Raw genomic sequence first — 26,003 nt, 5'->3', positions numbered from 1 at the left:
CTATTTTGATCGCCGCTCCTGCGAGGCGACGCTCTTCCTGAGTGCGTCCATGATGTCGATGACGTTGCCGCCCGTCGGGGCCGTGGGCTTCTTTGCAGGTTCAGGCTTCTTTTTCCGGCCCTGCTTCTTGGCTTCTACGATGTCCGCAAGGCGATTCTCGACAGGATCCTCGGTCAGAGCGGGAGACCATTTCTCGGTGCGACGCTGCACCAGCTTCTTCATCAGGGAAAGGCTCTCAGCATCAGGTTTTTCCTTTGTTTCAAGGGCCTTGTCGGGGGTACGGACCTCGTCGCCGTAGCGCAGCGTCCAAAGTATGATTCCCCGCCCGGCCGGTTCCAGCAGCACGGCACGCTCCCGCCTATAGAGCACAAGCCGGGCGATGCCCACCACCTTGCTTGCCGCCATGGCGTCGCGGATGACGCAGAACGCCTCCATTCCGACCTTGTCTTCTGCGATCAGGAAGTGCGGCTTGTCGTACCAGATCCAGTCAATGGAATCATTGGCGACGAAGGTGTCTATGTCGATGGTGCGCGTGCTCTCCAAAGCCACTGCGTCGATCTCGTCGTCTTCAAGCAGGACATAGTCATTCTCGCCGCGCGGGTAGCCCTTGACCTCGTCTTCTTCGGCAACAGCCTTGCCCGTGACGGAATCGATATAGTGGCTCTCGACGCGATTGCGGGTGGCACGATTGAGGACGTGAAAGCGGATCTTGCTGTTTTCGGAGGTAGCCGGCAGCAATGACACGGCGCAGGTCACCAGCGAGAGCTTCAGGTAACCCTTCCAGAACCGCTGCGGCATCGTGCCTCTCCTTGTTCCAGATGCAATGAGAACCCCGCTGATGCGAGGTTCTCAATCGCTCAGGCTACTTATCGTATGACCTCGATCACCTTGTGACTTTGGGGTTCGACGATAACGCGCTGGTTGTTGACGATCGCATAGGCGTAGTGCGGATTGTCGGGAATGGGAACGATCTCGACTTCGCCTGGGATGGGCCTTCCGACTTCAATGGGATCTTCGATGACTGCGGTCGTTGCCGGAGCCGGTTGCTGGCGGACATAGGTGACGACCTCGCGCGGCGGGGGATCAAGCACTGCGCCTGTTACCGCACCGGCGACACCGCCCACGGCTGCACCGACCGGGCCACCGATAATAGCGCCTGTTGCAGCACCGCCGACTGCGCCCGTAACGGCGCCATTGGCAGCGATGGCATTCGTGGAAAGGGATGCAAGCGCCATTGCGCCTGAGACAAGCAGGGCCTTGTACATTTTGTTTCTCCTTAGCTCGAAAGTTGCAGGAGGTGAACGGCAGCGCCTTCCTGTTGTTCCCAAAAAACAGATCGGAGCGGTAGTAACGCTTTCAAACTGAAGGTTACAGCCCGTGAGGCTGGCGGCCCACACCTGTCCATTTTGGCACTTGAAATCTTGTCGCCGTTTTGCCACTTGAAATCGCCACTTGAACGCGCAAAGACAGATCGAGGACATCAGATGACGACGAACACCAGCGATAGCACACCGAAACAGCATGTTTTCGAGGCCGATGTCGCCAGGCTTCTGCATATGATGGTGCACTCGGTCTATACCGACAAGGATGTGTTCCTACGCGAACTGATTTCGAATGGCGCCGACGCCTGCGAAAAGCTGCGCTATGAGGCCATTACCTCCCCCGGCTTGCTGTCCGATGATCAGCCCGCACGAATGACCGTCTTGTTGGACGAAGAAAATCTGCGCCTGGTGCTTGAGGACAACGGCATCGGCATGAGCCACGACGAGATGGCCGAGGCACTGGGTACGATTGCCCGCTCCGGAACGCGCGCCTTCATGGAGCGCGTGGAGGCTGCCAAGGAGAAAGAGGGCGCACAGCTGATCGGCCAGTTCGGCGTCGGCTTCTATTCCGCCTTCATGGTCGCCGATCGCGTGGATGTGATCTCGCGCCGTGCGGGATCGGACGAGGCCTGGTTGTGGTCCTCGGACGGCAAGGGCAGCTATACGGTCGGACCGGCCGATATCGCCGACGCACCGGCGCGGGGCACCCGGATCATGCTCCATCTGATGGAGGATGCGAAAACCTATACATCGCGCTGGACGATCGAGCGGATCGTCAAGGAGCAGTCCGGCCATGTGCCCGTTCCGATCTACATCGTCGAAAAGCCCGGTGCCGAGGCTGTTGAGGTGACCGACGGGTCGGCGCTCTGGACGAAGCCGAAGAGCGAAATCACCAAGGACGAATACAACGATTTCTACCGCGGCATTTCCGGCCAGTACGATGAACCCGCCGTCACGGTGCATTTCCGCGCCGAAGGGCGGCACGAGTATACAGCGCTTGCTTTCGTCCCCGGTTCCCAGCCTTTCGACCTTTTCGATCCGGACCGTAAGGGCCGCATCAAGCTCTACGTCAAGCGCGTCTTCATTACCGACGATGCCGAGCTGCTGCCGCGCTACCTCCGTTTTATCAGAGGCTTGATCGATACGTCGGATCTGCCGCTAAACGTTTCGCGCGAAATGATCCAGGAGAGCCCGATCCTCGCGGCGATCCGCAAGGGGCTGACGAGCCGCATCCTGACCAGCCTTGAAAAGCTTGGCGAGAATGACGCCGAGGCTTTTATCAAGGTCTGGGAAGCGTTCGGCACGGTGCTGAAGGAAGGTATCTACGAGGATTACGAGCGTCGGGCGCAACTGATGGCGCTGTCGCGCTTCCGCAGCACCGCGGGAGCGGCCGGCTTCCGGTCACTGGCAGACTATATCAAGGATATGAACCAGGGGCAGACGGCGATCTACTATCTGGCCGGCAGCAATCTCGAGCAGCTGAGGTCTTCCCCGCAGATCGAGGGGTTCCGTGCCCGCGGCATCGAAGTTCTCCTGCTGACGGATCCAGTCGACAGTTTCTGGGTGACGAATGCACCGGATTTCGAGGGCAAGTCCTTCAAGTCGGTCAGTCAGGGCGCCGCCGATCTCGATCAGATTGCAAAGCCGGACGGCGCCGCCCCGACAAAGGCGGAAACCACTGAAGACGTCGGCAATCTGATCGCATTTGCAAAGTCGGCCCTCGGGGAAGCGGTGTCGGACGTGCGTGCGTCGGATCGCCTGACGGAAAGCGCTGTCTGCCTGGTTGCGCCCGAACATGGCCCGGATCGCCAGCTGGAAAAGATCCTTCAGGGCGCCGGCCGACTGGATGCCGCAGCAAAACCGGTTTTGGAAATCAACCCGGATCACGCGTTGATCAGGGCGATTGCGGGGACGTCGGTTGAAGACGCCGCTTTCCGCGAGGATGCCGTGCAACTGCTTCTCGATCAGGCGCGTGTTCTGGATGGCGACAAGCCGGAAAATCCGCGCGCCTTTGCGGAGCGGCTCGCGCGCGTATTCGAGCGCGCATTGAAGGGATAAGATTGCTGACGACTGCCGGTGCCGGCTCTCCGGCACCGGCAACAGAAGAGGCTAGCCGTGCGCCTTCGTGCGACTATAACCGGTCAGTCTGGCTGATCTTCGATGTCTTGATCCGCCAGCCGTCCATTTCAAACGTGCCGTCCCTGTCGGTGACGGCGCGCAGGATATCGCCAGGCGTGACCTTGCGAGTCTTCGGCGCGGTCGACAAAATGACCGCCTTCAGCTTCGGAAAAGTAAAAACGCCGTCTTCGATCCGGATGCCGTGGTTGTAGACAGAGGCATGATAGAGAGCCGATTGGTCGCTCATGGTTTTCCTCCCGGAGTGCCCCACAATCATTTCCGGAATGACTAAAAAAGCAAGCTATGCTTTTGCCCGAATAGGCGCGCCGAAGGAATGGAATCCTATTTGGGCGGCCGCGGACTTTGCGGCCCGTGCCATACCGATACAAGCCTCGAGACAGGCCCGAGCTATAGTAACGAAGCTGAGGATGAACTGACGTGGCGCGCCTGTCGGGGAGGGCAGGCAGCGCATCGCTCGTACCGGCGTCCTCTTCTACGATGCGGCACAACCAGGGTCGTCTAACGCTTACTCGAGGAAGCTTTTGAATGAAGGGTATAATATTGGCGGGTGGGAGCGGCACACGGCTTTATCCGCTGACGATCGCAGTGTCCAAGCAGCTGCTGCCAATCTATGACAAGCCGATGATCTACTATCCGTTGAGCGTTCTCATGCTTGCGGGGATACGTGATATTCTTGTCATCTCCACACCGCACGATCTACCGCTTTTCCAGAAGCTGCTGGGGGATGGAGCGGATTTTGGGGTCCGATTTTGCTATGCGGAGCAGGCGCAGCCGAATGGTCTGGCGGAGGCCTTCATCATTGGGCAGGACTTCATCGGCGACGACAGCGTGGCGATGATCCTTGGTGACAATATCTACTTCGGCGACGGCCTGTCGAGGATATGCCAGACCGCTGCGGCAAACGAGAAGGGCGGGACGGTGTTTGCCTATCACGTCGAAGACCCGCAGCGCTACGGTGTCGTCGCGTTTGACAAGGCGACGGGTCAGGCCCTGTCCATCGAGGAAAAGCCGGAGGTTCCAAAATCCAGCTGGGCCGTCACTGGCCTTTATTTCTACGACAACGATGTGGTCGATATCGCAAAATCCATAAAGCCTTCCGCCCGCGGCGAACTGGAGATCACCACCGTCAACAACATCTATCTTAAACGCGGCGATCTACATGTCCAGCAGCTAGGCCGTGGCTATGCCTGGCTTGATACTGGGACGCATGACAGCTTGCATGATGCATCGTCGTTCGTGCGAACGATCGAGCTTCGGCAGGGAATCAAGATTGCATGCCCGGAGGAAATTGGCCTCGAATGGGGTTGGGTGAGCCCCGACCGGATCCTGGAAAGAGCCGCAAAGATGGGTAAAACCGAGTATGCGACCTATCTGCGCCGCCGTGCCGGGGAAGTGGGGAGAGCGTAATGGAAGTCAGGCCGCTTGGACTTCACGGCGTTCTGGAATTGTTGCCGCGCAAATTTGGTGACGATCGCGGCTTTTTCTCCGAAACATACAATGCGGAACGCATGGCAGAAGCCGGCATCACGCTGCAGTTCGTCCAGGACAATCATTCTCTTTCGGCGGCAAGGGGCGTGTTGCGCGGGTTGCACTTTCAGTTGCCCCCGCGCGCGCAGGACAAGCTTGTCCGCGTTGTGAAGGGCTCGATACTCGACGTGGTCGTCGACATCAGGAAGAGCTCGCCGACGTTTCGGAAATGGATCTCGCTGGAGATCGCCGCAAAGAAATGGAACCAGATCTTGATCCCCAAAGGCTTCGCGCATGGCTTCGTCACCCTGGAGGAGAACACGGAGATCGTCTATAAGGTCACCGATTTCTATTCTCCGGAGCACGATCGGTCGTTGCGTTTCGATGATCCGTCGATCGGGATCGAGTGGCCGTTTGAAAGTGCTGCGATGCAGCTTTCCGACAAAGATCGCAACGCGCCACACCTCGATGGTGTCGACCTATTTCCTTGAGGGAGCATTCTCTGCATGAACATCCTTGTTTCGGGCGGTGCGGGTTTCATTGGCTCCGCGGTCTGCCGGCTGCTCGCCGCCAATCCTGACAATCGCGTCATCAATGTCGACAAGCTAACCTATGCCGGAAACCTGGCTTCGCTTCGTCAGATTGAAAATCATCCCAACTATCGCTTCGTGCGCGCCGATATCTGCGACGAGGCTGCCATTCTCGGCCTTCTCCGCAACGAAAAGATTGACGCGGTGATGCATCTGGCCGCGGAAAGCCATGTCGACCGATCCATCGACGGGCCGGCGGATTTCATCGAGACAAACATTGTCGGCACCTTTCGGATGCTGAATGCCGCACTCGCCCATTGGCGTGAGCTTTCCGATCCTGCGAAATCCGCATTCCGTTTCCACCATATCTCCACCGACGAAGTGTTTGGTGACCTGCCGTTTGACAGCGGCATCTTCACGGAAGAGACACCCTATTCACCGTCCTCCCCCTATTCCGCGTCAAAGGCCTCTTCGGATCACCTGGTCCGCGCTTGGCATGAAACCTATGGTCTGCCAGTGGTCATCTCCAACTGCTCCAACAATTATGGGCCGTTCCATTTCCCCGAAAAGCTCATTCCGCTGGTCATCCTCAACGCGCTGGACGGCAAGCCTTTGCCGGTCTACGGCGCAGGCGCCAATATCCGCGACTGGCTTTTCGTCGAGGACCATGCACGCGCATTGGAGCTCGTCGTCACCAAGGGCAGGCCGGGCGAAAGCTACAATATTGGCGGTCGCGCGGAGCGAACCAATCTCAGCGTCGTGGAGACGATCTGCGATATTCTGGACGAGAAGCGACCGCGCGCCGATGCGAAACGCTACCGCGATCTGATCACCTTTGTCACCGACCGACCGGGGCACGATCGTCGCTACGCGATCGACGCCACGAAGATCGAGCGCGAGCTTGGCTGGAAGCCGACGGAAACATTCTCAACCGGCCTTCGGCAGACGGTCGAGTGGTATCTCGACAATGACTGGTGGTGGAAGCCGATCCGCGGAGAACGCTATGCCGGCGCGAGGCTCGGCGCTGTCGCTGCAGCGGGCGTCAAAGCATGAAGATCGTCGTCACCGGGTGTGAAGGGCAGGTCGCGCGCTGCCTTGTCGAGAGGGCAGTGTCGCATCGCGCCATCGAATTGATCGCCCTCGGTCGCCCGGAACTCGACCTTGCGCTGCCGCAGACGGTTGTCGATGCAATCGCCGCGGCCAAGCCTGACCTGGTCGTCTCAGCCGCAGCTTATACCGCCGTCGACCAAGCCGAAGACGAACCGGAGGTGGCCCGAAGCATAAATTCCCTTGGCGCAGCCGCTGTCGCCTGCGCGGCGGCGCAGATGAATGTACCGGTTCTTCATCTCTCCACGGACTATGTCTTCTCCGGCGAGGGCGACGAGCCTTATGGCGAGCACGATGCGACGGGACCAAGGAGCGTCTACGGACAGACCAAGCTGGATGGCGAGACAGCCGTCGCTGCCGCCAACCCACGGCATCTCATCCTGCGGACCGCATGGGTCTATAGTCCGTTCGGCAAGAATTTCGTCAAGACCATGCTGCGTCTTGCCGAAAGTCGCGACACCGTTTCCGTGGTCTGCGACCAGTGGGGCAATCCGACGTCGGCAATCGACATAGCCGATGCGATACTCCACATCTGCGAGACGCTCGGGGCCGATCGCCAGTTTGCTGACTTCGGCACCTATCATCTCGTCGGGTCGGGAAGCACGAACTGGAGCTCCTTTGCCCGAGCGATCTTTGAAGCCAGCAAGAGACTGCGGGGACCATGCGCAGAAGTAAAAGACATTCCGACATCGGAATATCCGACAAGGGCAATCCGACCATCGAATTCGCGACTGTCGACGCAGAAATTCGAGGGTGTCTTCGGCTGGAAAATGCCGCAGTGGCAACAGTCGACAGATAAGGTGGTCGAGAGAATCCTCGCGGAATCGCACGCTGGAAAGTAGCTTTTCGCCCGGGCACCTAGGCCGTTCCGCCAGCCCCGCCGATCATGCCAAGAGTTCCGAGCGGCTTGGTAACGCCGCGAAGGCGCCACGCCGGGTGGCGGTGATGGCCGCTGCGGTTTGAGCACGTATAATCGCGTCATCCAACGTCTGCCCTTGAGCCAGCAGCGCGGCGAGCACGCCGCAGAATGTATCTCCACATCCGGTCGTGTCGACGGCTTCGACGGGATCTGCTGCGAAATGTCTGGTCTTGCCCTCTTGATGAACGACGCACCCATCCGCGCCAAGAGTAATAATCGAAACCTTGGCGCCGAGTGTACACAGCGCTGAAGAGCCCTCGGTTGGATCGGACATGCCGGTGATCGATGCCGCCTCGCCGCGGTTGGTGACGACGATGTCGCAGAAGGGCAGAAGCGACTTCGCGTCCCACCAGAGCGGCGCCGGGTTGAAAACCGTGGTCGCGCCGCGCCGAGATGCGATCTCCATTGCCTGCTGTGTGCTGTCCGCTCGGAGATTTCCCTGCATGACGAAGACATCTCCAGATTCGGCCTTTGCAGCGAATGCACCCGCCGCCTCGATGCGGAAGGCAGCGGCGCACGGCCCAGCGCTGACGATGCTGTTTTCACCGTCAGGCAATACCATCAGCAGCGAGAAATCGGTCGGATGGGCAAAATGGTGGGGGTGGAACATCAGGCAGGCTTCAGCGGCAATCACGCTTGCTATCTCGGACCCCTGAGCGTCGCGGCCGAGGGGCGCGCGGAACAGCACCTCGGCGCCGGCGCGCGCAGCCGTGACCGCCTGATTGAGCCCCTTGCCCCCCGGCGCCCGCCTGACGTCGTGGCCGAGCAATGTCTCGCCCAGGTCCGGCAAGCGCTGCACGCTCAGGCTGATGTCGAGCCCGGCATTGCCGAGGACAATCACGCGACCCATGATCCGATCAGCTCCTTGCCTTGGCAACGGCGCGCATGAAAACCTGCAGCCGCTCCGGGTCTACCGGGTTCCACCAGACACCGTCGCGCTTGAGGTAGCTCGCGACAATGACGGCGTCGGCGACGATAAAGATATCGCCGACATTGTCGGGCGTGACACCAGAGCCGACTGCGACGGGCAGCGCCGTTCCAGCCCCGATCGCCTGCAGTTCTTCCATGGTCGCCGAATCCCCCGTTCGCTGGCCGGTGGCGATTGCCACATCGGCATCGAAGAATTCGTTGTCGCGGGCCAGTTCCTGTATCGTGCGGTCGCCGGTGATGGCGTGAGCTCCGTGTTTGACATGGACATCGGCAAAGATGCGCACCGATCTTGCGTGAAGCCAGGCCCGGTAGCGTGTCGCCTCGCCGGCTGGACCATCGATCAGGCCTTCATTGGCGACATAGGCGTTCGACCACTGGTTGACGCGTACAAAAGCAGCGCCTGCAGCTTTTGCCACGGCGAGTGCCTGGATCGCTCCGTTGGCGAGAACATTGACGCCGATCGGCAGGCCACAGTGACGACGCACCGCGTCGCTCATAACAGCCATCGAGGCGGCCGTCTCCGGACCAAGCTTGTCGGGCTTGGAGAAGGGGATGTCGCCGTGATTTTCGACGATCAATCCGTCGACGCCGCCGTTCTTGTAGCGTCCTGCTTCGGCAACGGCAAAATCGATGATATCCGCCATCGGCTGACCGTCATACTCCGGCGAACCGGGAAGCGGCAGCGAGTGGATCACGCCGATCACGGCCTTCCGCCTGCCGAAAATCTCCTCGATTGCATTCTGCTTCTGGCGGTAGACGGTGTTCTTCCTGGGTGTATCGCTCATGGGTCGGCCTCTTGGGAAAATTTGCTGTTCTTTTGTAGTGCCGCTGCGTTGCGCTATGCGGCCGTGTTTTGGTAATCAGGTCGATTGCGTCACTGCCAAAGTCGCTTCCAGGAGCAATTGTGCCCCGAGAATCGCATCCTCTGGTTCGACAAATTCCGCCTCATTGTGGCTGAGCCCATCGCGACAGGGAACAAAGATCATACCCGTCGGCGCAACCCGTGCCAGGAAGAGTGCGTCGTGGAAGGCGCCGGATATCATCTTCTTGAACGGAATGGACAGCCGCCGTGCGGCGTCCTCGAGGGTGACAATCATGGTCGCTGGAAATTCGGCCGATGGCATGTCGAACGTCCTGCGGATATCGACGGTGCATCCACTGGCCGTTGCGGCTTTCGCGCAGACGGCGCTGACCTGTTCCTCCATCTCATCGAGACGGTCGCTATCTGGATGTCGCAGGTCGACGCTGAAAACGACCTGTTCCGGGATGGCATTGATAGAGCCTGGAAATGTGCACAGCCGCCCAACCGTCAAGCGTGCGGCAGCGTCGCCCGGCATCACGGCGGCGAAAAGTTTTTCGAGGGCGACCGTGGTCGCTACCATGGGATCGCGGCGATAGGCGAGTTCGGTCGTGCCGGCATGCCCGGCTTGGCCGCGCACTGTCACTTCGAGCCATCGGGTGCCCTGGACACCTGTGACAATACCGATTGGTATCCTCTCTTTCTCGAGTGACGGTCCCTGCTCGAGGTGAAGCTCGAGGTAGCCGGAAATCGGCATCCCGACCGGCCGTTGCTCGGCCTCCGGCAGGGCGACAAGCGTAGCAGCAAGCTCTTCGCTCAAGGATGCACCGTCGCTTCCCCTAAGATCTCTCCACGCGGACGGATCGGCCGCCCCGACGAAAGCCATCGAACCCATGGCGCCTGGAGAAAAGCGACTTCCCTCCTCGTTCGTCCAGGCAACGACCTCGATCGCACTCTCCGTTTCGACCGCCGCATCCTCGATCGCTTCAAGGACTTCGAACGCCGAAAGGGTCCCAAGCGCACCGTCAAACCTGCCGCCCGTCGGTTGGCTGTCGAGATGGCTGCCGATCAGGAAGGGTGGCAGCTCGGCGCGGCGGCCTTGCCGTCGTACGAAGAGATTTGCCATGTCGTCCTGGAAGACCGCAAAGCCGCGATCCCGTGCAAGCCGCGCAAGCAGCGCCCGGGCTTCCCGATCTTCAGCGGTCAGGGCCTGTCGATTAACGCCGCCGGCCGCCGTGGCGCCGATCTGTGCGAAGGCGTTCAGTCGGTCAAGCAGGCGTCGGCCGTGGATCCTTGCCTCGGCACTCATCGTTTCGTTCCGGTAAAATGGCTCTGCATCGCTCAGTCCTTGCCTGTCGCCCAGGCAAGCATTTGCTCGAACAGGGTCTTGTAGCCGTGCCAGGCGATGAACTCAGGCGGTAGCCAATGCGGGCCAACGTCGGAGGTCCAGGCAATCGTGCGGCCCTTGCCGTATTTTCCGGCGACGAGCAGAGGCAGCGAGCCATAGTCCGTCGAAACAGTCGCCAAGATCTCGGCATCGACCTTGACGACAACCTCGTTGAAACCGAGCAAGACAGGCCAATCCTTGCCGAGGCCCTGCAGAATGGGGTGATTGCCATCGCCGGTCACCACAGGGACGAAACCTTCCGGCACCTCGACGCGGTCATCGACGGAAAGGCAGGTGACGGGAAGGACGTCCTCGACTGGCGTCTTTCGATACCGCGCGCCGCCGTTGATGCCCTGGAAACTGTAGTAGCCGCCAAACATCAGCAGCGCTCCGCCATTACCGACATAGTCGCGCAGCAGTCGCAGCCGGTTCGGCGTTGTCTTCGAATGGATCCAGGTGTCGGGATGCAACAGTAGCGTATTTGCCCCGATATCCGAAAGCACGACCGCGTCATATTCCGACAGCGCCTCGATCGTCTGGGGGAAATCGCGCTGCGCCTCGTGCGCCGGCATGAACCGGACGTCGAAGTTACTGCCCTTCAATGCGGCGAGCAGCTCATCGGCACCAGTGTGGTAGGTGACGGTCGGAAACTGGTCGAAGCCCTTGATGTGCGTTGCGCTCGACACCCAGGATTCGCCCGCGAGAAGGACCTTGGATTTGGACATGTTCACTCCTTGAAAGGTTTGGGGCGCGCCTGGGCGGCGGCAGAAAAGACGGATTTCGGGTTGTCGATCAGCATTCGGTCGATCGACGCCTGACTGACACCGTGGCGCTTCAGGCGCGGCACGAAATGCTTGAGGATGAAGCCGTAGCCGAACCCGCCATATCGGGTCAGCATGATCTTGAGAAAGACGTCCTGCGACAGAAGCAGCCGGTCGACAAGCCCCATATCGATCAGCGAGCGGATCGCCCGCGCATTCTCCTCGTCGGAAGGCGACTGGGCGTCCTGGTCGGCGTAGTAGTAGTCCATGCCGATCATGTCATATTCCAGAAAGGCGCCGCGCTCGGCCAGGCTCTTTTGATAGGCGAGATCGTTGTGGCTGGGGTTCATGTGGCAGAGAACGGTGTGGCGAAGGTCGGCACCCTCGGCTTCGACCACGTCGAGCACGCGGTGAGCCAGCCGCTCCCAGCCTGGAAGATGGATCGTCAGCGGCAGACCGGTTATTCGTGCCGCGCGCGCCGAGGCCCGAAGCGATTTGAGCTCCTCAGGCGTGAAATCCTTGCTGACACCGACTTCGCCGATAATGCCGCCCATGATCTCCGGCTGCGTCGTCCCGCCACCGACATCATTGACGATGAACTCGGTCACCTCCGCGAGGTCCATGCCCTTCAGCCATTCCGGATGGGTATGCTGCAGGTAGAAGCCCGTTCCCATGATGATCTTCATGCCGGACATGCGGGAGATCCGGGCGAGTTTTTCCGGATCGCGGCCTATGCCGATATTCGTTGCCTCGATGACTGTGTGGCCACCGAGCGCCTGAAACTTCTTCAGTTCCGTCAGCGCGAGGTCACTGTCGTCGAGCGAGACGTTGTCGCGGTTCATATAGGGGTTCATCCGCAGCTCGCCGATAATCTCCATATTCACGGGCTGTTCGGCAATGAGCCGCTCGTCCGGATGGCACGGGCATTTCCAGGTCCGTGCGCCGTCCAAAATGATATGTTCGTGCATCAGCGTTATGCCGAGATCATCGACCGGAACCGGCCCCAGAACCGTCATCGCGCTTCCTGACTTTACGCCGATCGCGGCTCGTTCGCCGGCCTTGGTTTCGAACAGATGATCCATGGTCATCGGCTCCTCACCGCGCCCTTGAAGATGCGGAAATTCAGCCAGATGGCGACGAGGATAATAGCACCAGTGACGATAGGGGTCAGGAAGGGCGACATGTGAGCGAGGATCAGTCCATTGCCGATGACGGCAACGGTCAATGCGCCCAGCACCGTGCCGATCACCGTCCCCCGTCCGCCGAAAAGGCTGGTTCCACCCAGCACGACCGCGGCGATTACATCAAGTTCGAACCCTTGTCCGGCATTGGACGAGCCGGAACCGAGGCGGGCTGCGAGGATGATGCCGGCCGCGGCGGCGGCCGTTCCCGATAGTACGTAAACCAGCATGATGGTGAAGCGCGTGTTGATGCCCGCGCGACGAACGGCCTCGGCATTGGCGCCAACGCCAGTGACATAGCGGCCGAACGGCGTTTCGTTAAAGGTGATATAGGCGACGATGAGCACAGCGAGTGCGATCAACGCCGGCACCGGCACGCCGAGGAACCAGGCACGGCCGAGCGCGGTGAACGGGTTCTCTGCGTCGACGGGTATCGAATAGCCGCCTGTGATCAACAGCGCAAAACCGCGGATGACCGAGAGGCCGGCAAGCGTGACGATGAAGGCGGGGATACGCTCATAGGCGATGAAGAAACCCTGCAATGCACCAATGATGCCGCCAAGCGCCAGCATCAGCACAACGACCAACGGCCACGGGATACCCGCTTGAAGCGAGGCAGCCGACAGCGTCGAGGTCAGCGCCAAAACCGAGCCAACGGACAGGTCGATACCCCCTGTGGTGATGACGAATGTCATGGCCGCGGCGACGATCAGAAGCGGTGCAGACTGGCGAACGATGTTGAGCAGGTTCGGCGCTGTCAGGAACGCGCCGGTGAGGACTGAGAAAACGATGCAGACGACGATGAAGAACAACGCGATGGACACGATGCTGCCGTTGGCCATGATGAAGTCCCGTCGCCGCGTCTTGTGGACGCGAGGTCGAGCACTCGTCGCAGCATCGGCCTGGCCCGCGGGGGAGGAGACGTTCATGCCTGCACTCCATTGTCCTGGCCGCGACCGGCGGAGCGGGCGGAGAACTTTCGCCCGACGATGAGGTTGACGACTTCCTCGATGCTGGTGTCCTCGATCTGGCGTTCGGCGACGTTTCGCCCCTCGTACATCACCTGGATTCGATCGCAGACAAGGAACAGGTCCTGAAGGCGATGGGTAATGAGGATGACGCTGACGCCGCGGGCGCTGACCGTTCGGATCAGGTCCAGCACGGCTTCGACCTCGGCAACGGCAAGGGCGGCTGTCGGCTCGTCCATGATGAGGACCGATGGGTCGAAGGAGGCCGCGCGTCCGATTGCGATCGACTGACGCTGACCTCCGGACAGGTTTTCGACCTTCAGGCGGGTGTCGGCGATGACGATGCCCAGTCGGTCGAGCATTTCGCGGGCTTGCCCATGCATCCTCGGTTTGTCGAGAAAGGGCATGCCGAGCATTTTGCGCCGCGGCTCTCGCCCGAGAAACAGATTGCCGGCGACATCGACGCTGTCGCAAAGTGATAGGTCCTGGTAGACCATCTCCACCCGCGCCGCGCGGGAATCTGCCGGCGACGCAAAGGCGACCGCCTTGCCATCGATTTCGATCGATCCGGAATCGGGGATCACCGCGCCTGACAGGACTTTACTCAGCGTCGACTTGCCGGCGCCGTTGTCCCCGACAAGACCGAGAACTTCCCCCGGCTTCAGCGTCAGGGATACGTCGTCAAGCGTTTGAATGGTGTTATAGCGTTTGGAGATACCGGTCATCCTGACCCGGTAGCTTTGACGATCGTTCATGTTGGTCTCACCTGGCATTGGGCACTGTGCCTGCGGCTTGGGAAACGACCGCGACCATTCCGGCCGCGGTCGTGCGGCTCGCATTCGCCTACTTGAACATGCCTTTGAAATCGGCGACATTTTCCTTGGTGACGATGGTGACGGGGACATTGATGATCTTGTCGATCGTGCCGCCCTTCTTGACCTTGACGAGCGCCTCTACGGCTGCCTTGCCTTCGCCGGCAGGGTCCTGCTGGATGACAGCGGTGACCCAACCCTGGTCGATACCCTCGATCGCCTGTTTCGTCAGATCCCAGCCGAAAACTTTGACGTCGCCGGTACGACCCTGGCTGGTGACAGCGGAGACAGCGCCGAGCAATGCCGGTTCGCCGGTCGCATAGAGCGTCGTCATATCGGGATTGGCCGTCATCAGGTTTTCGGCGGCGCTGAGCGCGACGTCCTGGACGTTCTGGCCGTCGACCGTATCGAGGAAGGTCACCTTCTCGCCGCTGTCGGCAACTGCTTTCTTGAAGCCGTCGAGACGCTGGTTCTGGATGAAGGAATTGAGCGCGCCGACAACGCCGATCTTGGCCGAGCCGCCCATATTGGCCTTGACATAATCGGCATAGAATTTGCCGATATCGCCGCCGGCCTTGGTGTTGTCGACGCCGACGAAGGCGATGTTGTCGCCATCAGGGATCTGTGCGTCGATTGCGATAACAGGAATGCCGGCCTTTTTAGCCGCGGTGACGGCGGGCTTCACACCGTTGACATCGATCGCGACAAGAATGATACCGTCGACCTTCTGCGTGATGTAGGTCTCGATGGCGTCGTTCTGCGCGCTCGGGACGTTGTTGGCATTGAAGATGACGAGGTCGGCGCCGGCAGTTTTCGCTGCGGCCTTTGCCCCATCGTTGATCTGGTTGAAGAATAGTGCCTGCTGGTTGATCGTTACCAGCGCGAAGGTTTCCGCCATTGCCGATGCAGAGCCGAAGGCGAGCATCAGGGACGCGGATATCGTGCAGGCCGTGAGATATCTGGAAAATCGCATTGTAGTTCCCCTTTTCGGAAAGGCCCGTGACCGGGCTCATTGGCATCAAGCATCGGCATAATTCAAGAGACTTGAATGGTTGTCAAGTTACTTGAAAACACGAAACGGGGAGTGCGAGAATATATCTTTAGCCAGTCCTACGAACCGCCTAGTCGTCTCAGAATGTCGCGGGCGTATTCACCCAAAAAATGCTGGCGCGATCCCCTCCGACGTTGCGATACCAGTGCGGCAGCTCCGACTTGAACACAAACGCGTCACCCGCTGAAAGCTTGAAGGTTCGCTCGGCCACCATCAATTCGATCGAACCCGTAAGCACATATCCGACCTCTTCGCCGGAATGCTGGATAGGACCTGCGCTCTCACCACCCGCTTCGATGTGATGGATATTGCATTGTAGCAAATGTCCCGCCGAGTAGGGAATGATACGTTCGAGCGATATGCCTTCGCCGCGGCGCAGCGGATCGAGAGCGATGAGCGGGCGCGTGCCGGCGCGAAAGATAATGCCCTCGTCGCCGTCGGTTTCCTCAAACATCCAGCCGATGTTGGTGCCGAGGACCTCAACCAGCCTATGAAGCATGGGCAACGACGGCGATGCCTTGCCGTTCTCGATCTTCGACAGCAGGCTTTCGGAGCAGTCGGCGGCTTTGGCCAGTGCCTTGAGAGTCATGCCCAGCGTCTGTCGAGCGAGGCGCAGACGCGTTCCAAGACGAGCGGGGACAAACGCTCGCTCGTCGTTGTCTTCCGCATTTGCCTGGAGGTCGATCTTGTTCATCAGTGAAGCCGGAACACATTCTGGTTTGGATTTGGCTAGAAGATTATGGGACTAGCATGCCCCGTGTCCAGATCACAAAGCCAATTCGGTGGTTCGCGCGCAGTGGCAGGAGCGCTGTCGAAACGGGAGAGGCACTGCGCGGTTTCTTTACCCTGATATGCGAATATGCTCTATCAGCGTTGATTGATCCCAAGCGACATTTAGTTTTACGATGATTGACGGCCCTTACGTTAGCCACGTGTTCAATCCAATAATGTGAGTGACTGAATGGATGACAGTTGGCTTTTTATCGGTCTCTTCCGAGGTCTGGCCTTTTCGGCGCTGATCATACTTGCATTTTCCAAAGTGATCCGAGTGACGTCAGGCGGCCTTTCGACCGACATCTGCGTCGGTCTGTTGTTTGCTGCTGCGGGCTTCGTCTCGATGAGCGACCCGATCACGTTCGCGCCGGGGATATTTTACGATGGGCGCGTTCCGGTGCTGGCGCTGGCCTACACGTTCTCGGGCCTCCCCGGAGCTATCATCACGACGGCGGTGATTGGAGGCTATCGGCTTTGGCTCGGCGGCGCGGGTGCGACGTCGGGCACGATAGGCATTTTGATCGTCGCAGCGGCTGGAATATTGGTGGGCCGGATCCCGAACCGCTTCTTTAAGTTGCGCCTTTCCAAGGCCGCCAGCCTTGGGCTCGCTTCTTCGCTGTCGACGATCTCGATCGTTGCGCTGCCGCACGCTGCCCTGGCGATGTTGAGCTGGAGGGTTCTGCTATCCGTGAACGCCGTAAACATCGTCGGCGTCCTGATCCTCCACGACTTCCTTTCCCACGAGCGGAAAGGCCTGCGGCTTTTCAGAACCCTTGAGCGCGACGCAGCAGTCGATCCGTTGACCAAGCTGGCCAACAGGCGGTCCTTTGATGCCAAGGCGGCAAACGTTCTGGCGCCCGCGCAAAATCCCGACGGAAACTATTCGGTGATTATGATCGACATCGATCATTTCAAATCGGTCAACGATACATATGGTCACGATACTGGCGATGGTGTCCTTGCCGATGTCGCCTCGATCGTCAGCAATTGCGTTCGGAAATCCGATGTTGTTGCGCGGTTCGGTGGCGAGGAAATCGCCGTCCTGCTACCCGGAGTGGATCATACCAGGGCAGTCATTGTTGCTGAAAAAATCCGTCGGCGGATCGAGGCGCACGAATTTGCCGGCACAAATCCCAATATGCGGGTGACGGTCAGCCTGGGCGCCGCCGGGGCCAATATCAGCACGACCGGTGTCGAGCACGCGTTGAAGGCAGCGGACGCGGCACTTTATATCGCCAAAAGGAATGGCCGCAACCGGGTGGAGACGGCACTTGCGGCATAGCTGAGTTTAGGCGCTCAACTGCCAACGACACGAAATCCCCAATGGTCTAGCCGTTTCGCGCCGGTGTCTCGTCGTCGATTTCCGATTGCAGTATGCGGTTGAGCTCTGCCTCGTCGAACGTGAAGTGACTGTCCGAAATACCTTGGGGTTCCGACGCCACGTCGGGCAGGGGAGTGACCCCGGGCATGTGCATTTTGCGGGCCATCCGTCGGGCCGACTGCAGCTGGCCGTAGCGTTGCCTGACCTCCACCATCGTCATGTCGCCGGCAACCCATTGATCGATCCAGGACAGAAAGCGCGGGTCGTCCTCCACGGGCGTGCCGCGTTGGCGTGCCTGCTCGAACGCGTTGGCTGCGGCAGTGCGCCGCTGAGCGGCAGTGCTGTCACTGCCAGGTATTGGTTCTTTATGCTTCAAACGATTCGTCCATCCATTCGCTCTGAATACGACATCGATGAATTCGATCAATACCTTTGACGGTTGATCATCGATGCAAGTCGCTGGATCGATCAGTCTTGGTTGTCGCCCGAACTATCGTTGGCCCGGGCGCTGGGCGGCGGATGCTTCGCCGCAGATTTCCTCATAGTATATGCTGCTTAAAAACTGCTTAATTCGGCGGATTTTGCAGGTATTTCCGTCATTGCTGAAGCGTATCTGTCTGATTACAAATCAGGAAATAATCTCTGGCGGCAATATCGCCGGGCGGTCGGTGATGCCAATTGTTTCAGGTATTGCGACGATGGCCGAAATGCTAGCGCACTAATGAGTGCGCTATTTCACCTTAAGCCTGGCGACGGCTTCCACGATTTAGTTTCAAGCTCTGGAACTTTCGAACCGTTGCGCGAGTTTATGTGACACAAGGAGTTGCAGCCATGCTCGCGCGTTTTTCCTCTATCGCCTTCGGCTTTGTCGTCGCGGTCATTCTGATCGTTGGTTACAACTGGTATCCTGTCACCCCCGTTGCGGCGCAAAAGACCGCTCGTTTGCAGCAGACTTCCGTTCAGACCGCGTTCTTGCAAGCCCGGTTCGGAAACTAAATAGGCGGTGAGCGCAGTTGACCCAAAACAGAAGTCTGTTCTCGCGGTTCGCAAGCATTGTGTCGGACTGGTCCGGAAGGCCGTTGACGTTTGCGGCCGCTTTCTTGCTGGTGCTTGCCTGGGCAGTCACCGGTCCGATCTTCAGTTATTCTGAGACCTGGCAGCTCGTCATCAACACGAGCACGACGATCGTGACGTTCCTGATGGTATTCGTCCTGCAGCATTCTCAAAATCGGGACGGCAAGGCGCTACAGGCGAAACTTGACGAACTGATCCTGACGAGCAAGGCATCCAACCGGTTCGTCGGCGTTGAGAAACTCGACGAGCAGCAACTGCTGGAGATGAGCAAGGATTGCATCGCCGAAGCGAGAGCTGCAGTCGATCCAATGGACGACAATGCCAAGCGACCGAAAGCTAAAGCTCGCTCGCTGCCGAAACCGGCCTAGTCGCCTCCATCCTTCGCCAGGTGCTGGTGCACGGCGCGAAAGGCTTCAAGCGATTCCTCGGCCAGATGTTCGACGCGATGAGATGATTGCCGGCGTCGCTTGAGCGGATCAGTTCGTCGATCTTGGTGTGTATGGCCCGGATGTTCTGCGTCCTGGCATGGCGCAGCAGCAGCAGAACGAGAAATATCGTGATTGTGGCAGGGATGTTGGTCAACAGAAACCAGCTTTCTGGAAAGCCTCTGATATAGCCGAAACCCAGCCATGCTGCGGTCGCGGCCATCAAAATCGCAAGCGAGACCGCGCTACCGACCCATCGCGTGGTCGCATGCGACGCGGCATGAAAATGTAGTTTCAGCGGTTGTCTCATCGTCCCTATACCTCGCGGGCGCCTACGAGGCATCCTTGTCGAGTTCCGGATAGTGGCGAAAGATGTCGTCCTCGTTAAAGGCAAGCCGACGCTCCGAAAGGAGATAGGCAGCAATGTTGGGTCGTTTGGCGACCAGTTCGTGCAGCGCCGCCAGTGAGGGATAGATCATCGCGAAGCGGGCCATGGCGTTGGGAAAAGCGTATCTCAGGCCCTCGACGACCTGGAACAGAGAGAGGTCGACATAGCTCAGCCCTTCGCCGATGACGTGCTTCGGGCCCTTAGGATTCTGCTGCATGACGCGCTCGAAATAGCCGAGAAACCTTGGCATCCGATTCTCAATGAAATCCATCGAGCGGGCTTTTGCCTCCCGCTTCTGGTCCTCGTAATCGTGCGACGTCGCGATCGGATGATGCGTGTCGTGCACCTCCGCGACAAAATCCGTAATCGTCAATTGCAGGCCGTTGGCAACGTAGCGCTCAGCCTCGTCTTCAGGCGCCAATCCAAGTTTGGGGCCAAGATACATGAGGATATTGGCGACATGCGATATCAATAGGTCGCCGTCTCGCAGAAAGGGCGGTGCGAACGGGATATGCACCTCTGCCTTGCTCCTCAATATCCTGACCATCGCCGCCGTTCCCAGGCCATACTTCTCGGAGCCACGGCTTGCGTCGACATAGGCCGCACCGGCCTCCTCGAGTGCCAACCGGACGAATTCTCCTCGGCCCTGAATGCCGTCCCAATAGTAAAGTTCATATGGCATTCAATGGCCCTTGCTCTCGATATCCCGGACATTTATCCCGGCTGCGCCTTCACTCAATGACGGGCGTGCTCAGCATTGCGTTTGCGGGTTGCAGCTGCCTTCTTTGCCGAGGCCGAACGGTGGGCGCGCTGCGTGGGGCCGCGGCCTTGCCTGCGATCCTGCCGCCTTTTTCTGACGACGCGTGGCTTTCGGCATGACCGCGACTGGAGCCGGAATTTTTTCCACCGCGGCTTTCTTTATTCACTGTGGCCCAAGCGCGGCGTTCGGCCTTCCCTTCGGAAACGCCACGCCTTAAGTAGCCCTCCTTGACGTGTTCTGCCTTCCGCTTCCGCTTGTCCGTATAACTGGATTTGTCATCTGGGGGCATGATGCCTCTCCGATCCGAAACCTTCGTCCTTCAAACCGATTTCCCGGTTAAAGGTTCCCGACCCCTGCTGCGCAACAGGCCGCTCGGCCGATCGCAGATAGCGGGACTGAGCATGAATTGAACATGCGGCGCGCATCCATGACGCTCACGACTGACTGGCTGCGCTCACTTGACCCGGCGAAGCAATTTTGCGGCAATGGCATCGGGGGACGCCCGCACATTCTCATCCGGCGCGCGGAACATGACCCCGACGATGCGGTCGATGATCAAGACCAGCCCCAAAGCTGTCACAAGGTAGGCCGAAGCGAGAATGAAAAGCGCCATCACGACCTCCCATCGATGAGGTCGACGTGCAGCAAATGGCCGCCGCGGTCAGGACGATAGATTCCAAATCTTTCGCATAAGCTTTTCATCGCGGGCTCCACATTTCGTGCGTTAACACGCTTGTGTGAACGTTGTTCCGGCGCGAAGCGGGTGGCTGCTTAATTTTGCGCGTTTTCGGTGGAGATTCGGTGCCCGCCGGAAATTGCAAAGGCCCGATGCAGAAGCACCGGGCCGGTCGATAAGCAAACCGCTGCCAAGGCGAACGAAATGCGTGGATTTAAGCTTTGGCCGAAACGGCCTTTTTCGTAGTACGCTTGACGACTGCGGCTGGCGGTATTGCCCCGTTGGCGGTCGACTTTTTCGAAGCTGCCGCGCTCTTGGCCTTCGGTTTGACCTTGAGGCCGTCGGGCGCAGTCTTTTCCATCTCGCTACGCTCTTTGGTCGCTTGTTCCCAGTGAGCAGCGTCCTTGCCGGTCGGATATCCTTCTTCTTCCCAAAGGGAATATGCACGTTTCTTGATCCATTCGTCCCTGGATTCTGTCATCGCGTATCTCCATTCGCACCATTGGAATTCGCTAACTTCGCAAGGTATCGAAAGTTCCAAACCTGCGGCACCTTGTGCATTTCGACGTTGAGAGACACCCGTTCTGAGGTGCGGGCTTGCGTGTCGTGGAGCGTGGCGAGAGATCGGGCTCTCATCACTTAAGGCAATATTTCACAGAACAACACGCTCATTGACAGTATGCTCAGCCCTCGCGTGGTCGAATGCCCTAGACTGTAGTTGAGTGATTTTTGGACGCGAGCTGGCAGAGGCAGAGTATGACCTTAGATCGGCTGGCGTTCAATTGAAAATCTCATTACCTTCAGCCGTCGTCGCAGAATATTCCGATGACTTCATTTTAGCCGTCGCGAGGAACCATTCGACCGTCGGAAAGTTCTCCCCGTTCAAATAGGGCAGGGATCAATGACGGACCAATTGTCGAAAGCCAAGCATAATCAGGCGGTTCAGCCAAGCTGGGGCGCCCACGTCGGCGGCGAGGGAACTGTATTTCGCCTATGGGCGCCGGACGAGGACGCCGTAAAGCTGCGGCTGGCCGGAGCTGATCATCCGATGGCCGCCCGCGCGGACGGGTGGTTCGAGCTGTGGATATCGACCGATGCAATCGGTGAGGACTATCTGTTCGTGCTTTCAGACGGGCTGGCTATTCCGGATCCCGCTTCGCGCGCCCAATCAAAAGACGTCCACGGGCCGTCCCGTGTTGCCGGGCCGAACAGCTATCGTTGGAGGCAGCACGACTGGCGCGGGCGGCCTTGGGAGGAGGCCGTCATCTATGAACTGCATATCGGAACTTTCACACGGGAGGGGACGTTTCAGGCAGCCATCGACAAGCTCACGCTTTTGGCCGAGATCGGCATAACGGTGCTTGAGGTCATGCCAGTCGCGCATTTTTCCGGCGAACGTGGGTGGGGCTATGACGGCGTGCTTCATTACGCGCCCCATTCGGCCTATGGAACGCCTGAGGATATGAAGGCATTCATCGATGCGGCGCATGCGCTTGGGATGATGGTGCTTCTGGACGTTGTCTACAACCACTTCGGCCCCGAGGGAAATTATCTTCATCGCTACGCACCAAGCTTCTTTCGTGCTGACCGGCAGACGCCCTGGGGTGCGGCGATCGACTTCGGGCAGGAAGCCGTCCGTCGCTATTTCATAGATAACGCCCTCTATTGGATCGGTGAATTTCGACTGGATGGGTTGAGGCTCGATGCGGTGGAGCAGATCCACGACGCATCGCCCAAGCACGTTCTGACGGAGATCGCCGAGACCGTGCGCAGCGTCTTCGCCGACAGGCAAGTGCATCTGGTGGTGGAGGACCAACGCAACTATGTGGACCTGTTGAAGCGCAATGCCAACGGAGAGGTCAGGGGCTACACCGCGGAGTGGAACGATGACTTCCACCACGTCGCCCACGTGATTGCGACCGGCGAAAAGGTTGGACACTACAAGGATTTTTCAACCAATCTATCGGCCAAGCTGGCGAAGGCATTGTGCGACGGATTCATCTACACCAACCGCGATATGTCGAGTGACATGAAGGCGACGGATGCTAGGAGCGACACCTCTTTGCCTCCGAGTTCCTTTATCGATTTCCTTCAGAACCACGACCAGATCGGCAACCGCGCCTTTGGCGAGCGGCTACTCAGCCTGGCCGACGAGAGCATGGTGAAGGCGCTTACTGCGATCATGCTGCTATCGCCGCAGATTCCGTTCCTTTTCATGGGCGAGGAGTTCGGCGAGACACAGCCGTTTTATTTTTTCTGCGACTATACCGGCGAACTCGGCGAGATCGTCCGCAAGGGACGGATCAAGGAGGCTGAGGGATTTGGCGGCTTGAAGAAGGGGAGGTCGATTGCCGACCTCCCGGACCCGAACGCAAGGAATACCTTTGATGGGTCGAAGCTTCAGTGGGGGACAAGGGACAGCGAGCATGGTCGCAGTTGGCTCAGCTTCATCAGCGAGCTTCTGGAGATACGCCGCGAATATCTCGTGCCGCTCCTTGCCCATACAAAGGACGTGCGTGCCACGACCTTGTCGACGGTGGAGGATGTGGTGGCGGTCTCATGGACGTTCGGCGATGAAATAGTCGAGTTGCGGGCCAATCTTTCAACGGAACCGAAAGTCGTGCCGGCCTGGACGGGCAATCCGGTATTCTTGTTGGAGACGTCGGACGATATCGGGTCGAACAGACTGGCGGCGCATTCGGTCCTCCTTTGCGTTCATCGCGCGACGGAAAGATCTTCGTAGCGAGCGCATTGCGCGGATTGCGGGCAAAGTTATATTGCGCGCATGTTCAGTCTGATTTTCACCTATTGGCCCCATATCCTGTTGCTTCTGTCCATCACCATGGGGGCTGCGGCGGCTGTTCATGCCGCCATGACCAAGGAAGAAGTCCGGGCGGCAACGGGTTGGGTTGCAGTCATTTTGCTATCGCCGATCGTCGGTGCGCTGCTATATGCAATTGCAGGCATCAATCGCATTCGCCGCGCAACATTGAGTTCGCAACGCAGAATGCTGTTTCAAGTGGATGCACTCGGAGAGCTGGCGAGTTTCGATGCCAACGGCGACGCGGTCGCCAAGCTCTTCGGCGGGCGTTTCGAGTCGATGAAGACGCTCGGCGACCGCGTCGCGCGTCGTCCGCTGATGACCGGCAATACGATCGAGATGCTCGACAGCGGCGACGAAGCCTATGCCGCGATGAGGGCTGCTATCGATGGCGCCGAGCGCAGCATCCTGCTCGAGACCTATATATTCGATCGTGATCCGGTTGGCCTGCGCATTGCTGATGCCCTCATCGCGGCGGTCAAGCGCGACATCAGCGTCCGTGTTCTGATCGACGCCGTCGGTGCCCGCTACTCGGTGCCCAGCATCATGGGATACTTGCACGACGGTGGCGTTCAGGTTGATGTGTTTAACGGCAACGTCATCATGGGGCTGCGTCTGCCCTATGCCAACCTCAGGACCCACAGGAAGATACTGATCGTCGACGGCCGCATCGCCTTGACCGGCGGCATGAATATACGACAGGCGTTTACGACGGAATTTGCGGGTCCGAATCATGCGCGCGACATGCATTTCTGCGTGACCGGTCCTGTTGTGGCCGATCTCTTTCACACCGCCGCTGAAGATTGGCGCTTTGCCACCCGAGAGGCCCTGCGAGGCGACCACTGGCGGATCGCGACGCCGTCAAACGAGCCGGGCACTCCGGTCTTCATGCGCGTCGTTTCATCGGGACCGGACAGGAGCGTCGAGACCAATCACAAGATGCTGATAGGGGCATTTTCCGTCGCGCGCACCTCGATCAGCATTATGTCTCCCTATTTCCTGCCTGATCGCGAACTGATCAGCGCTCTGGTCACGGCGGCGCGGCGCGGTGTCGAGGTTGATATCGTCGTTCCCGCAGCCAACAATCTGAAGCTGGTAGACCACGCGATGACGGCGCAGTTCGACCAGATGCTCAAGAACTACTGCCGTATCTGGCGCGCCGAAGGCCCTTTCAATCACTCGAAGCTATTGGCGATCGACGGGGTCTGGGCATATGTCGGATCATCCAACCTCGATCCTCGCTCGTTGCGGCTGAACTTCGAAGTCGACCTCGAGGTTATCGACAGGGGTTTTGCGGGGCGAATCGACGCGCATATCGCGGATATTCTCAAGAGCGCCAGGCAGGTTGAGCTTCATGCGCTCAGATCGCGGCCTTTCGCCGTTCGCCTACTTGAGAAAATCCTTTGGCTGGGATCGCCTTATCTCTGATCTGGGCGCCGTGACAACGGCTTTTCCAATGGCAAGTTCTGCAATGGCCCCTATACTTGCTCAAGGAAATCCTTGGATGCTTCGACAACGAAACGGTCGGCGACTAGATGCACAAAAAGAACGTAAGCCTGCGCGCAAGCATCTTCGATTCCATCAGGAACAGGAAGAAGCACGCGGCGGCGAATGTCGTTGGCGGCCACATGCGGCCGTCGGGAACGCTGATCGCCTCCTATAATGTCCACAAATGCGTCGGTTCCGACGGTCGCTTCGATCCGGAGCGGATAAGTCGGGTAATCCATGAGATCGATGCCGACGTGATGGCGCTGCAGGAAGCCGACAGCCGCTTCGGCGAGCGCACCGGCCTGCTCGACCTGCACCGGCTGGAGCGGGAAACCGGTCTCGTTCCGGTCCCGGTTTCGGGGGCTGCCAAGGCCCATGGCTGGCATGGGAACGTGGTGCTTTTCAAGCGAGGAAAGCTGCGCGACGTTCACCAGATCAGTCTGCCAGGGCTCGAGCCTCGCGGGGCGCTGATTGCCGAAATCGAGCTTGCACACGGTGGCGTGCTGCGGATTATTGCCGCGCATCTCGGTCTGCTGCGCCGCTCCCGTGCGCAACAGGCGCGGATGATCGTCGAGCTGATGACCGGTGATGACGAGACGCCGACGATCCTGCTCGGCGATCTCAACGAATGGCGGTTGGGAGATCGCTCGTCGCTCAGCACGTTTCAATCCGCCTTCGGCCCATTGCCGGCTGCGGTACCGAGTTTTCCTGCCGGCCTGCCTGTGCTGGCGCTCGACCGGATTTTCGCAAATCGCAGTGGCTTGATTTCGAAGGTGGAGGCGCACGCGTCGGCGCTCGCCCGCATCGCATCGGACCATCTGCCGATCAAGGCGACGTTGAGCCTCGATCTCGCTCGAACCGATGCCACCCCCGAGCCGAAATCCGTCGGCGGCCTATCCTAGG

At 59.2% G+C, this 26,003-nt stretch carries 28 protein-coding genes and 1 pseudogene; 11 read left to right on the top strand and 18 right to left on the bottom strand.

Translation table 11 applies throughout. From position 1 onward, the window contains the following. Entirely contained in the window at nucleotides 1–798 is a 798-nt protein-coding gene (gene ku, locus CPY51_RS20295) for a non-homologous end joining protein Ku (RefSeq protein WP_111162046.1), read from the bottom strand. Nucleotides 799–866: 68 nt separating this feature from the next. Beyond that, complete coding sequence (locus tag CPY51_RS20290) at nucleotides 867–1,265, bottom strand: DUF1236 domain-containing protein (protein WP_111162045.1); 399 nt, start codon at nucleotides 1,263–1,265, stop codon at nucleotides 867–869. A gap of 219 nt (nucleotides 1,266–1,484) precedes the next feature. Between CPY51_RS20290 and htpG the strand changes: the two genes are divergently transcribed. Further along, a complete protein-coding gene (gene htpG / locus CPY51_RS20285; RefSeq protein ID WP_111162044.1) occupies nucleotides 1,485–3,380 on the top strand; it encodes a molecular chaperone HtpG in 1,896 nt (631 codons plus the stop codon). Between the two features lie 73 nt (nucleotides 3,381–3,453). Here htpG and CPY51_RS20280 read toward each other — a convergent pair whose 3' ends face one another. Then, a complete protein-coding gene (locus CPY51_RS20280) occupies nucleotides 3,454–3,687 on the bottom strand; it encodes a hypothetical protein (protein WP_111162043.1) in 234 nt (77 codons plus the stop codon). A 299-nt stretch (nucleotides 3,688–3,986) separates the two neighbouring features. Between CPY51_RS20280 and rfbA the strand changes: the two genes are divergently transcribed. The 4 genes from rfbA to rfbD are packed head-to-tail and all read left to right on the top strand — an operon-like array spanning nucleotide 3,987 to nucleotide 7,407. Continuing rightward, nucleotides 3,987–4,868 (top strand): glucose-1-phosphate thymidylyltransferase RfbA, encoded by an 882-nt coding sequence (gene rfbA / locus CPY51_RS20275; protein WP_111162042.1) that lies wholly within the window; start codon nucleotides 3,987–3,989, stop codon nucleotides 4,866–4,868. After that, entirely contained in the window at nucleotides 4,868–5,419 is a 552-nt protein-coding gene (gene rfbC / locus CPY51_RS20270) for a dTDP-4-dehydrorhamnose 3,5-epimerase (protein WP_111162041.1), read from the top strand. Before rfbA ends, rfbC begins: the two co-directional genes overlap by 1 nt. Nucleotides 5,420–5,434: 15 nt before the next feature. Continuing rightward, the gene (rfbB, locus tag CPY51_RS20265) at nucleotides 5,435–6,511 is read left to right on the top strand and encodes a dTDP-glucose 4,6-dehydratase (RefSeq protein ID WP_111162040.1); all 1,077 of its coding nucleotides are present in this window, start codon (nucleotides 5,435–5,437) and stop codon (nucleotides 6,509–6,511) included. Beyond that, complete coding sequence (gene rfbD / locus CPY51_RS20260) at nucleotides 6,508–7,407, top strand: dTDP-4-dehydrorhamnose reductase (protein ID WP_111162039.1); 900 nt, start codon at nucleotides 6,508–6,510, stop codon at nucleotides 7,405–7,407. Before rfbB ends, rfbD begins: the two co-directional genes overlap by 4 nt. Before the next feature lie 42 nt (nucleotides 7,408–7,449). On the opposite strand, the gene CPY51_RS20255 is transcribed toward rfbD, so the two are convergent. The 9 genes from CPY51_RS20255 to CPY51_RS20215 form a co-directional block, all read right to left on the bottom strand. After that, nucleotides 7,450–8,334, bottom strand: coding sequence for a ribokinase (locus CPY51_RS20255; RefSeq protein ID WP_111162038.1), 885 nt, complete (start codon nucleotides 8,332–8,334; stop codon nucleotides 7,450–7,452). A 7-nt stretch (nucleotides 8,335–8,341) separates the two neighbouring features. Beyond that, complete coding sequence (locus CPY51_RS20250) at nucleotides 8,342–9,199, bottom strand: BtpA family protein (protein WP_111162037.1); 858 nt, start codon at nucleotides 9,197–9,199, stop codon at nucleotides 8,342–8,344. A gap of 75 nt (nucleotides 9,200–9,274) precedes the next feature. Next, on the bottom strand, nucleotides 9,275–10,522 hold the full coding sequence (locus CPY51_RS20245) for a Zn-dependent hydrolase (RefSeq protein ID WP_111162036.1): 1,248 nt from the start codon (nucleotides 10,520–10,522) through the stop codon (nucleotides 9,275–9,277). A gap of 32 nt (nucleotides 10,523–10,554) precedes the next feature. Beyond that, the gene (locus CPY51_RS20240) at nucleotides 10,555–11,325 is read right to left on the bottom strand and encodes a glutamine amidotransferase (protein WP_111162035.1); all 771 of its coding nucleotides are present in this window, start codon (nucleotides 11,323–11,325) and stop codon (nucleotides 10,555–10,557) included. Nucleotides 11,326–11,327: 2 nt separating this feature from the next. Continuing rightward, nucleotides 11,328–12,443 carry a phosphotriesterase family protein gene (locus CPY51_RS20235; RefSeq protein ID WP_111162068.1) on the bottom strand — a complete coding sequence of 372 codons (1,116 nt, stop codon included), beginning with the start codon at nucleotides 12,441–12,443 and terminating at the stop codon, nucleotides 11,328–11,330. Between the two features lie 2 nt (nucleotides 12,444–12,445). Continuing rightward, nucleotides 12,446–13,471 carry an ABC transporter permease gene (locus tag CPY51_RS20230; protein ID WP_111162034.1) on the bottom strand — a complete coding sequence of 342 codons (1,026 nt, stop codon included), beginning with the start codon at nucleotides 13,469–13,471 and terminating at the stop codon, nucleotides 12,446–12,448. Then, complete coding sequence (locus CPY51_RS20225; protein ID WP_111162067.1) at nucleotides 13,468–14,265, bottom strand: ATP-binding cassette domain-containing protein; 798 nt, start codon at nucleotides 14,263–14,265, stop codon at nucleotides 13,468–13,470. Before CPY51_RS20225 ends, CPY51_RS20230 begins: the two co-directional genes overlap by 4 nt. Nucleotides 14,266–14,353: 88 nt before the next feature. Then, complete coding sequence (locus CPY51_RS20220) at nucleotides 14,354–15,295, bottom strand: ABC transporter substrate-binding protein (RefSeq protein WP_111162033.1); 942 nt, start codon at nucleotides 15,293–15,295, stop codon at nucleotides 14,354–14,356. 157 nt (nucleotides 15,296–15,452) lie between these two features. Beyond that, on the bottom strand, nucleotides 15,453–16,067 hold the full coding sequence (locus tag CPY51_RS20215) for a cupin domain-containing protein (protein ID WP_111162032.1): 615 nt from the start codon (nucleotides 16,065–16,067) through the stop codon (nucleotides 15,453–15,455). Nucleotides 16,068–16,334: 267 nt separating this feature from the next. Here CPY51_RS20215 and CPY51_RS20210 point away from each other — a divergent pair, with 267 nt between their 5' ends. Then, nucleotides 16,335–17,429 (top strand): GGDEF domain-containing protein, encoded by a 1,095-nt coding sequence (locus tag CPY51_RS20210; protein WP_111162031.1) that lies wholly within the window; start codon nucleotides 16,335–16,337, stop codon nucleotides 17,427–17,429. A 46-nt stretch (nucleotides 17,430–17,475) separates the two neighbouring features. Here CPY51_RS20210 and CPY51_RS20205 read toward each other — a convergent pair whose 3' ends face one another. Beyond that, nucleotides 17,476–17,844 (bottom strand): hypothetical protein, encoded by a 369-nt coding sequence (locus CPY51_RS20205; protein ID WP_146260149.1) that lies wholly within the window; start codon nucleotides 17,842–17,844, stop codon nucleotides 17,476–17,478. 455 nt (nucleotides 17,845–18,299) lie between these two features. Between CPY51_RS20205 and CPY51_RS32545 the strand changes: the two genes are divergently transcribed. Continuing rightward, nucleotides 18,300–18,464, top strand: a complete 165-nt coding sequence (locus tag CPY51_RS32545) for a hypothetical protein (protein ID WP_154677737.1) — start codon at nucleotides 18,300–18,302, stop codon at nucleotides 18,462–18,464. Nucleotides 18,465–18,481: 17 nt separating this feature from the next. Next, nucleotides 18,482–18,910, top strand: a complete 429-nt coding sequence (locus CPY51_RS20200; RefSeq protein WP_111162029.1) for a low affinity iron permease family protein — start codon at nucleotides 18,482–18,484, stop codon at nucleotides 18,908–18,910. Here CPY51_RS20200 and CPY51_RS20195 read toward each other — a convergent pair. The 5 genes and pseudogenes from CPY51_RS20195 to CPY51_RS20180 form a co-directional block, all read right to left on the bottom strand. After that, the gene (locus tag CPY51_RS20195) at nucleotides 18,879–19,277 is read right to left on the bottom strand and encodes a low affinity iron permease family protein (protein WP_111162028.1); all 399 of its coding nucleotides are present in this window, start codon (nucleotides 19,275–19,277) and stop codon (nucleotides 18,879–18,881) included. The genes CPY51_RS20200 and CPY51_RS20195 overlap by 32 nt on opposite strands. A gap of 22 nt (nucleotides 19,278–19,299) precedes the next feature. After that, entirely contained in the window at nucleotides 19,300–20,037 is a 738-nt protein-coding gene (locus CPY51_RS20190; protein WP_111162027.1) for a glutathione S-transferase, read from the bottom strand. A gap of 53 nt (nucleotides 20,038–20,090) precedes the next feature. Continuing rightward, nucleotides 20,091–20,404 (bottom strand): annotated as a pseudogene (locus CPY51_RS33505) (plasmid stabilization protein). 165 nt (nucleotides 20,405–20,569) lie between these two features. After that, nucleotides 20,570–20,728, bottom strand: coding sequence for a hypothetical protein (locus CPY51_RS32540; RefSeq protein WP_154677736.1), 159 nt, complete (start codon nucleotides 20,726–20,728; stop codon nucleotides 20,570–20,572). Nucleotides 20,729–21,005: 277 nt separating this feature from the next. Then, the gene (locus CPY51_RS20180) at nucleotides 21,006–21,272 is read right to left on the bottom strand and encodes a DUF2934 domain-containing protein (protein ID WP_111162026.1); all 267 of its coding nucleotides are present in this window, start codon (nucleotides 21,270–21,272) and stop codon (nucleotides 21,006–21,008) included. Nucleotides 21,273–21,692: 420 nt separating this feature from the next. Here CPY51_RS20180 and treZ point away from each other — a divergent pair, with 420 nt between their 5' ends. From treZ to CPY51_RS20165, 3 genes are all read left to right on the top strand, one after another. Continuing rightward, nucleotides 21,693–23,534 (top strand): malto-oligosyltrehalose trehalohydrolase, encoded by a 1,842-nt coding sequence (treZ, locus tag CPY51_RS20175; protein ID WP_111162025.1) that lies wholly within the window; start codon nucleotides 21,693–21,695, stop codon nucleotides 23,532–23,534. A gap of 42 nt (nucleotides 23,535–23,576) precedes the next feature. Beyond that, nucleotides 23,577–25,040, top strand: a complete 1,464-nt coding sequence (locus CPY51_RS20170) for a phospholipase D-like domain-containing protein (protein ID WP_111162024.1) — start codon at nucleotides 23,577–23,579, stop codon at nucleotides 25,038–25,040. A 107-nt stretch (nucleotides 25,041–25,147) separates the two neighbouring features. Continuing rightward, nucleotides 25,148–26,002: an endonuclease/exonuclease/phosphatase family protein gene (locus CPY51_RS20165; RefSeq protein WP_111162023.1), complete on the top strand. Its 855-nt coding sequence runs from the start codon at nucleotides 25,148–25,150 to the stop codon at nucleotides 26,000–26,002. Nucleotide 26,003 lies beyond the last annotated feature (1 nt).

Origin of the sequence: Arminella tubonensis, from assembly GCF_003240585.1 — a bacterium.
GTDB lineage: Bacteria > Pseudomonadota > Alphaproteobacteria > Rhizobiales > Rhizobiaceae > Rhizobium > Rhizobium tubonense.
The sequence above is the reverse complement of the archived record's forward strand: the minus strand, read 5'-3'. Positions and strand labels throughout refer to the sequence as shown.

Coding starts and splice junctions, on each gene's coding strand:
- ku (WP_111162046.1), bottom strand. CDS start 798: ATGCCGCAGCGGTTCTGGAAGGGTTACCTGAAGCTCTCGCTGGTGACC.
- CPY51_RS20290 (WP_111162045.1), bottom strand. CDS start 1,265: ATGTACAAGGCCCTGCTTGTCTCAGGCGCAATGGCGCTTGCATCCCTT.
- htpG (WP_111162044.1), top strand. CDS start 1,485: ATGACGACGAACACCAGCGATAGCACACCGAAACAGCATGTTTTCGAG.
- CPY51_RS20280 (WP_111162043.1), bottom strand. CDS start 3,687: ATGAGCGACCAATCGGCTCTCTATCATGCCTCTGTCTACAACCACGGC.
- rfbA (WP_111162042.1), top strand. CDS start 3,987: ATGAAGGGTATAATATTGGCGGGTGGGAGCGGCACACGGCTTTATCCG.
- rfbC (WP_111162041.1), top strand. CDS start 4,868: ATGGAAGTCAGGCCGCTTGGACTTCACGGCGTTCTGGAATTGTTGCCG.
- rfbB (WP_111162040.1), top strand. CDS start 5,435: ATGAACATCCTTGTTTCGGGCGGTGCGGGTTTCATTGGCTCCGCGGTC.
- rfbD (WP_111162039.1), top strand. CDS start 6,508: ATGAAGATCGTCGTCACCGGGTGTGAAGGGCAGGTCGCGCGCTGCCTT.
- CPY51_RS20255 (WP_111162038.1), bottom strand. CDS start 8,334: ATGGGTCGCGTGATTGTCCTCGGCAATGCCGGGCTCGACATCAGCCTG.
- CPY51_RS20250 (WP_111162037.1), bottom strand. CDS start 9,199: ATGAGCGATACACCCAGGAAGAACACCGTCTACCGCCAGAAGCAGAAT.
- CPY51_RS20245 (WP_111162036.1), bottom strand. CDS start 10,522: ATGAGTGCCGAGGCAAGGATCCACGGCCGACGCCTGCTTGACCGACTG.
- CPY51_RS20240 (WP_111162035.1), bottom strand. CDS start 11,325: ATGTCCAAATCCAAGGTCCTTCTCGCGGGCGAATCCTGGGTGTCGAGC.
- CPY51_RS20235 (WP_111162068.1), bottom strand. CDS start 12,443: ATGGATCATCTGTTCGAAACCAAGGCCGGCGAACGAGCCGCGATCGGC.
- CPY51_RS20230 (WP_111162034.1), bottom strand. CDS start 13,471: ATGAACGTCTCCTCCCCCGCGGGCCAGGCCGATGCTGCGACGAGTGCT.
- CPY51_RS20225 (WP_111162067.1), bottom strand. CDS start 14,265: ATGAACGATCGTCAAAGCTACCGGGTCAGGATGACCGGTATCTCCAAA.
- CPY51_RS20220 (WP_111162033.1), bottom strand. CDS start 15,295: ATGCGATTTTCCAGATATCTCACGGCCTGCACGATATCCGCGTCCCTG.
- CPY51_RS20215 (WP_111162032.1), bottom strand. CDS start 16,067: ATGAACAAGATCGACCTCCAGGCAAATGCGGAAGACAACGACGAGCGA.
- CPY51_RS20210 (WP_111162031.1), top strand. CDS start 16,335: ATGGATGACAGTTGGCTTTTTATCGGTCTCTTCCGAGGTCTGGCCTTT.
- CPY51_RS32545 (WP_154677737.1), top strand. CDS start 18,300: ATGCTCGCGCGTTTTTCCTCTATCGCCTTCGGCTTTGTCGTCGCGGTC.
- CPY51_RS20195 (WP_111162028.1), bottom strand. CDS start 19,277: ATGAGACAACCGCTGAAACTACATTTTCATGCCGCGTCGCATGCGACC.
- CPY51_RS20190 (WP_111162027.1), bottom strand. CDS start 20,037: ATGCCATATGAACTTTACTATTGGGACGGCATTCAGGGCCGAGGAGAA.
- CPY51_RS32540 (WP_154677736.1), bottom strand. CDS start 20,728: ATGGCGCTTTTCATTCTCGCTTCGGCCTACCTTGTGACAGCTTTGGGG.
- CPY51_RS20180 (WP_111162026.1), bottom strand. CDS start 21,272: ATGACAGAATCCAGGGACGAATGGATCAAGAAACGTGCATATTCCCTT.
- treZ (WP_111162025.1), top strand. CDS start 21,693: ATGACGGACCAATTGTCGAAAGCCAAGCATAATCAGGCGGTTCAGCCA.
- CPY51_RS20170 (WP_111162024.1), top strand. CDS start 23,577: ATGTTCAGTCTGATTTTCACCTATTGGCCCCATATCCTGTTGCTTCTG.
- CPY51_RS20165 (WP_111162023.1), top strand. CDS start 25,148: ATGCACAAAAAGAACGTAAGCCTGCGCGCAAGCATCTTCGATTCCATC.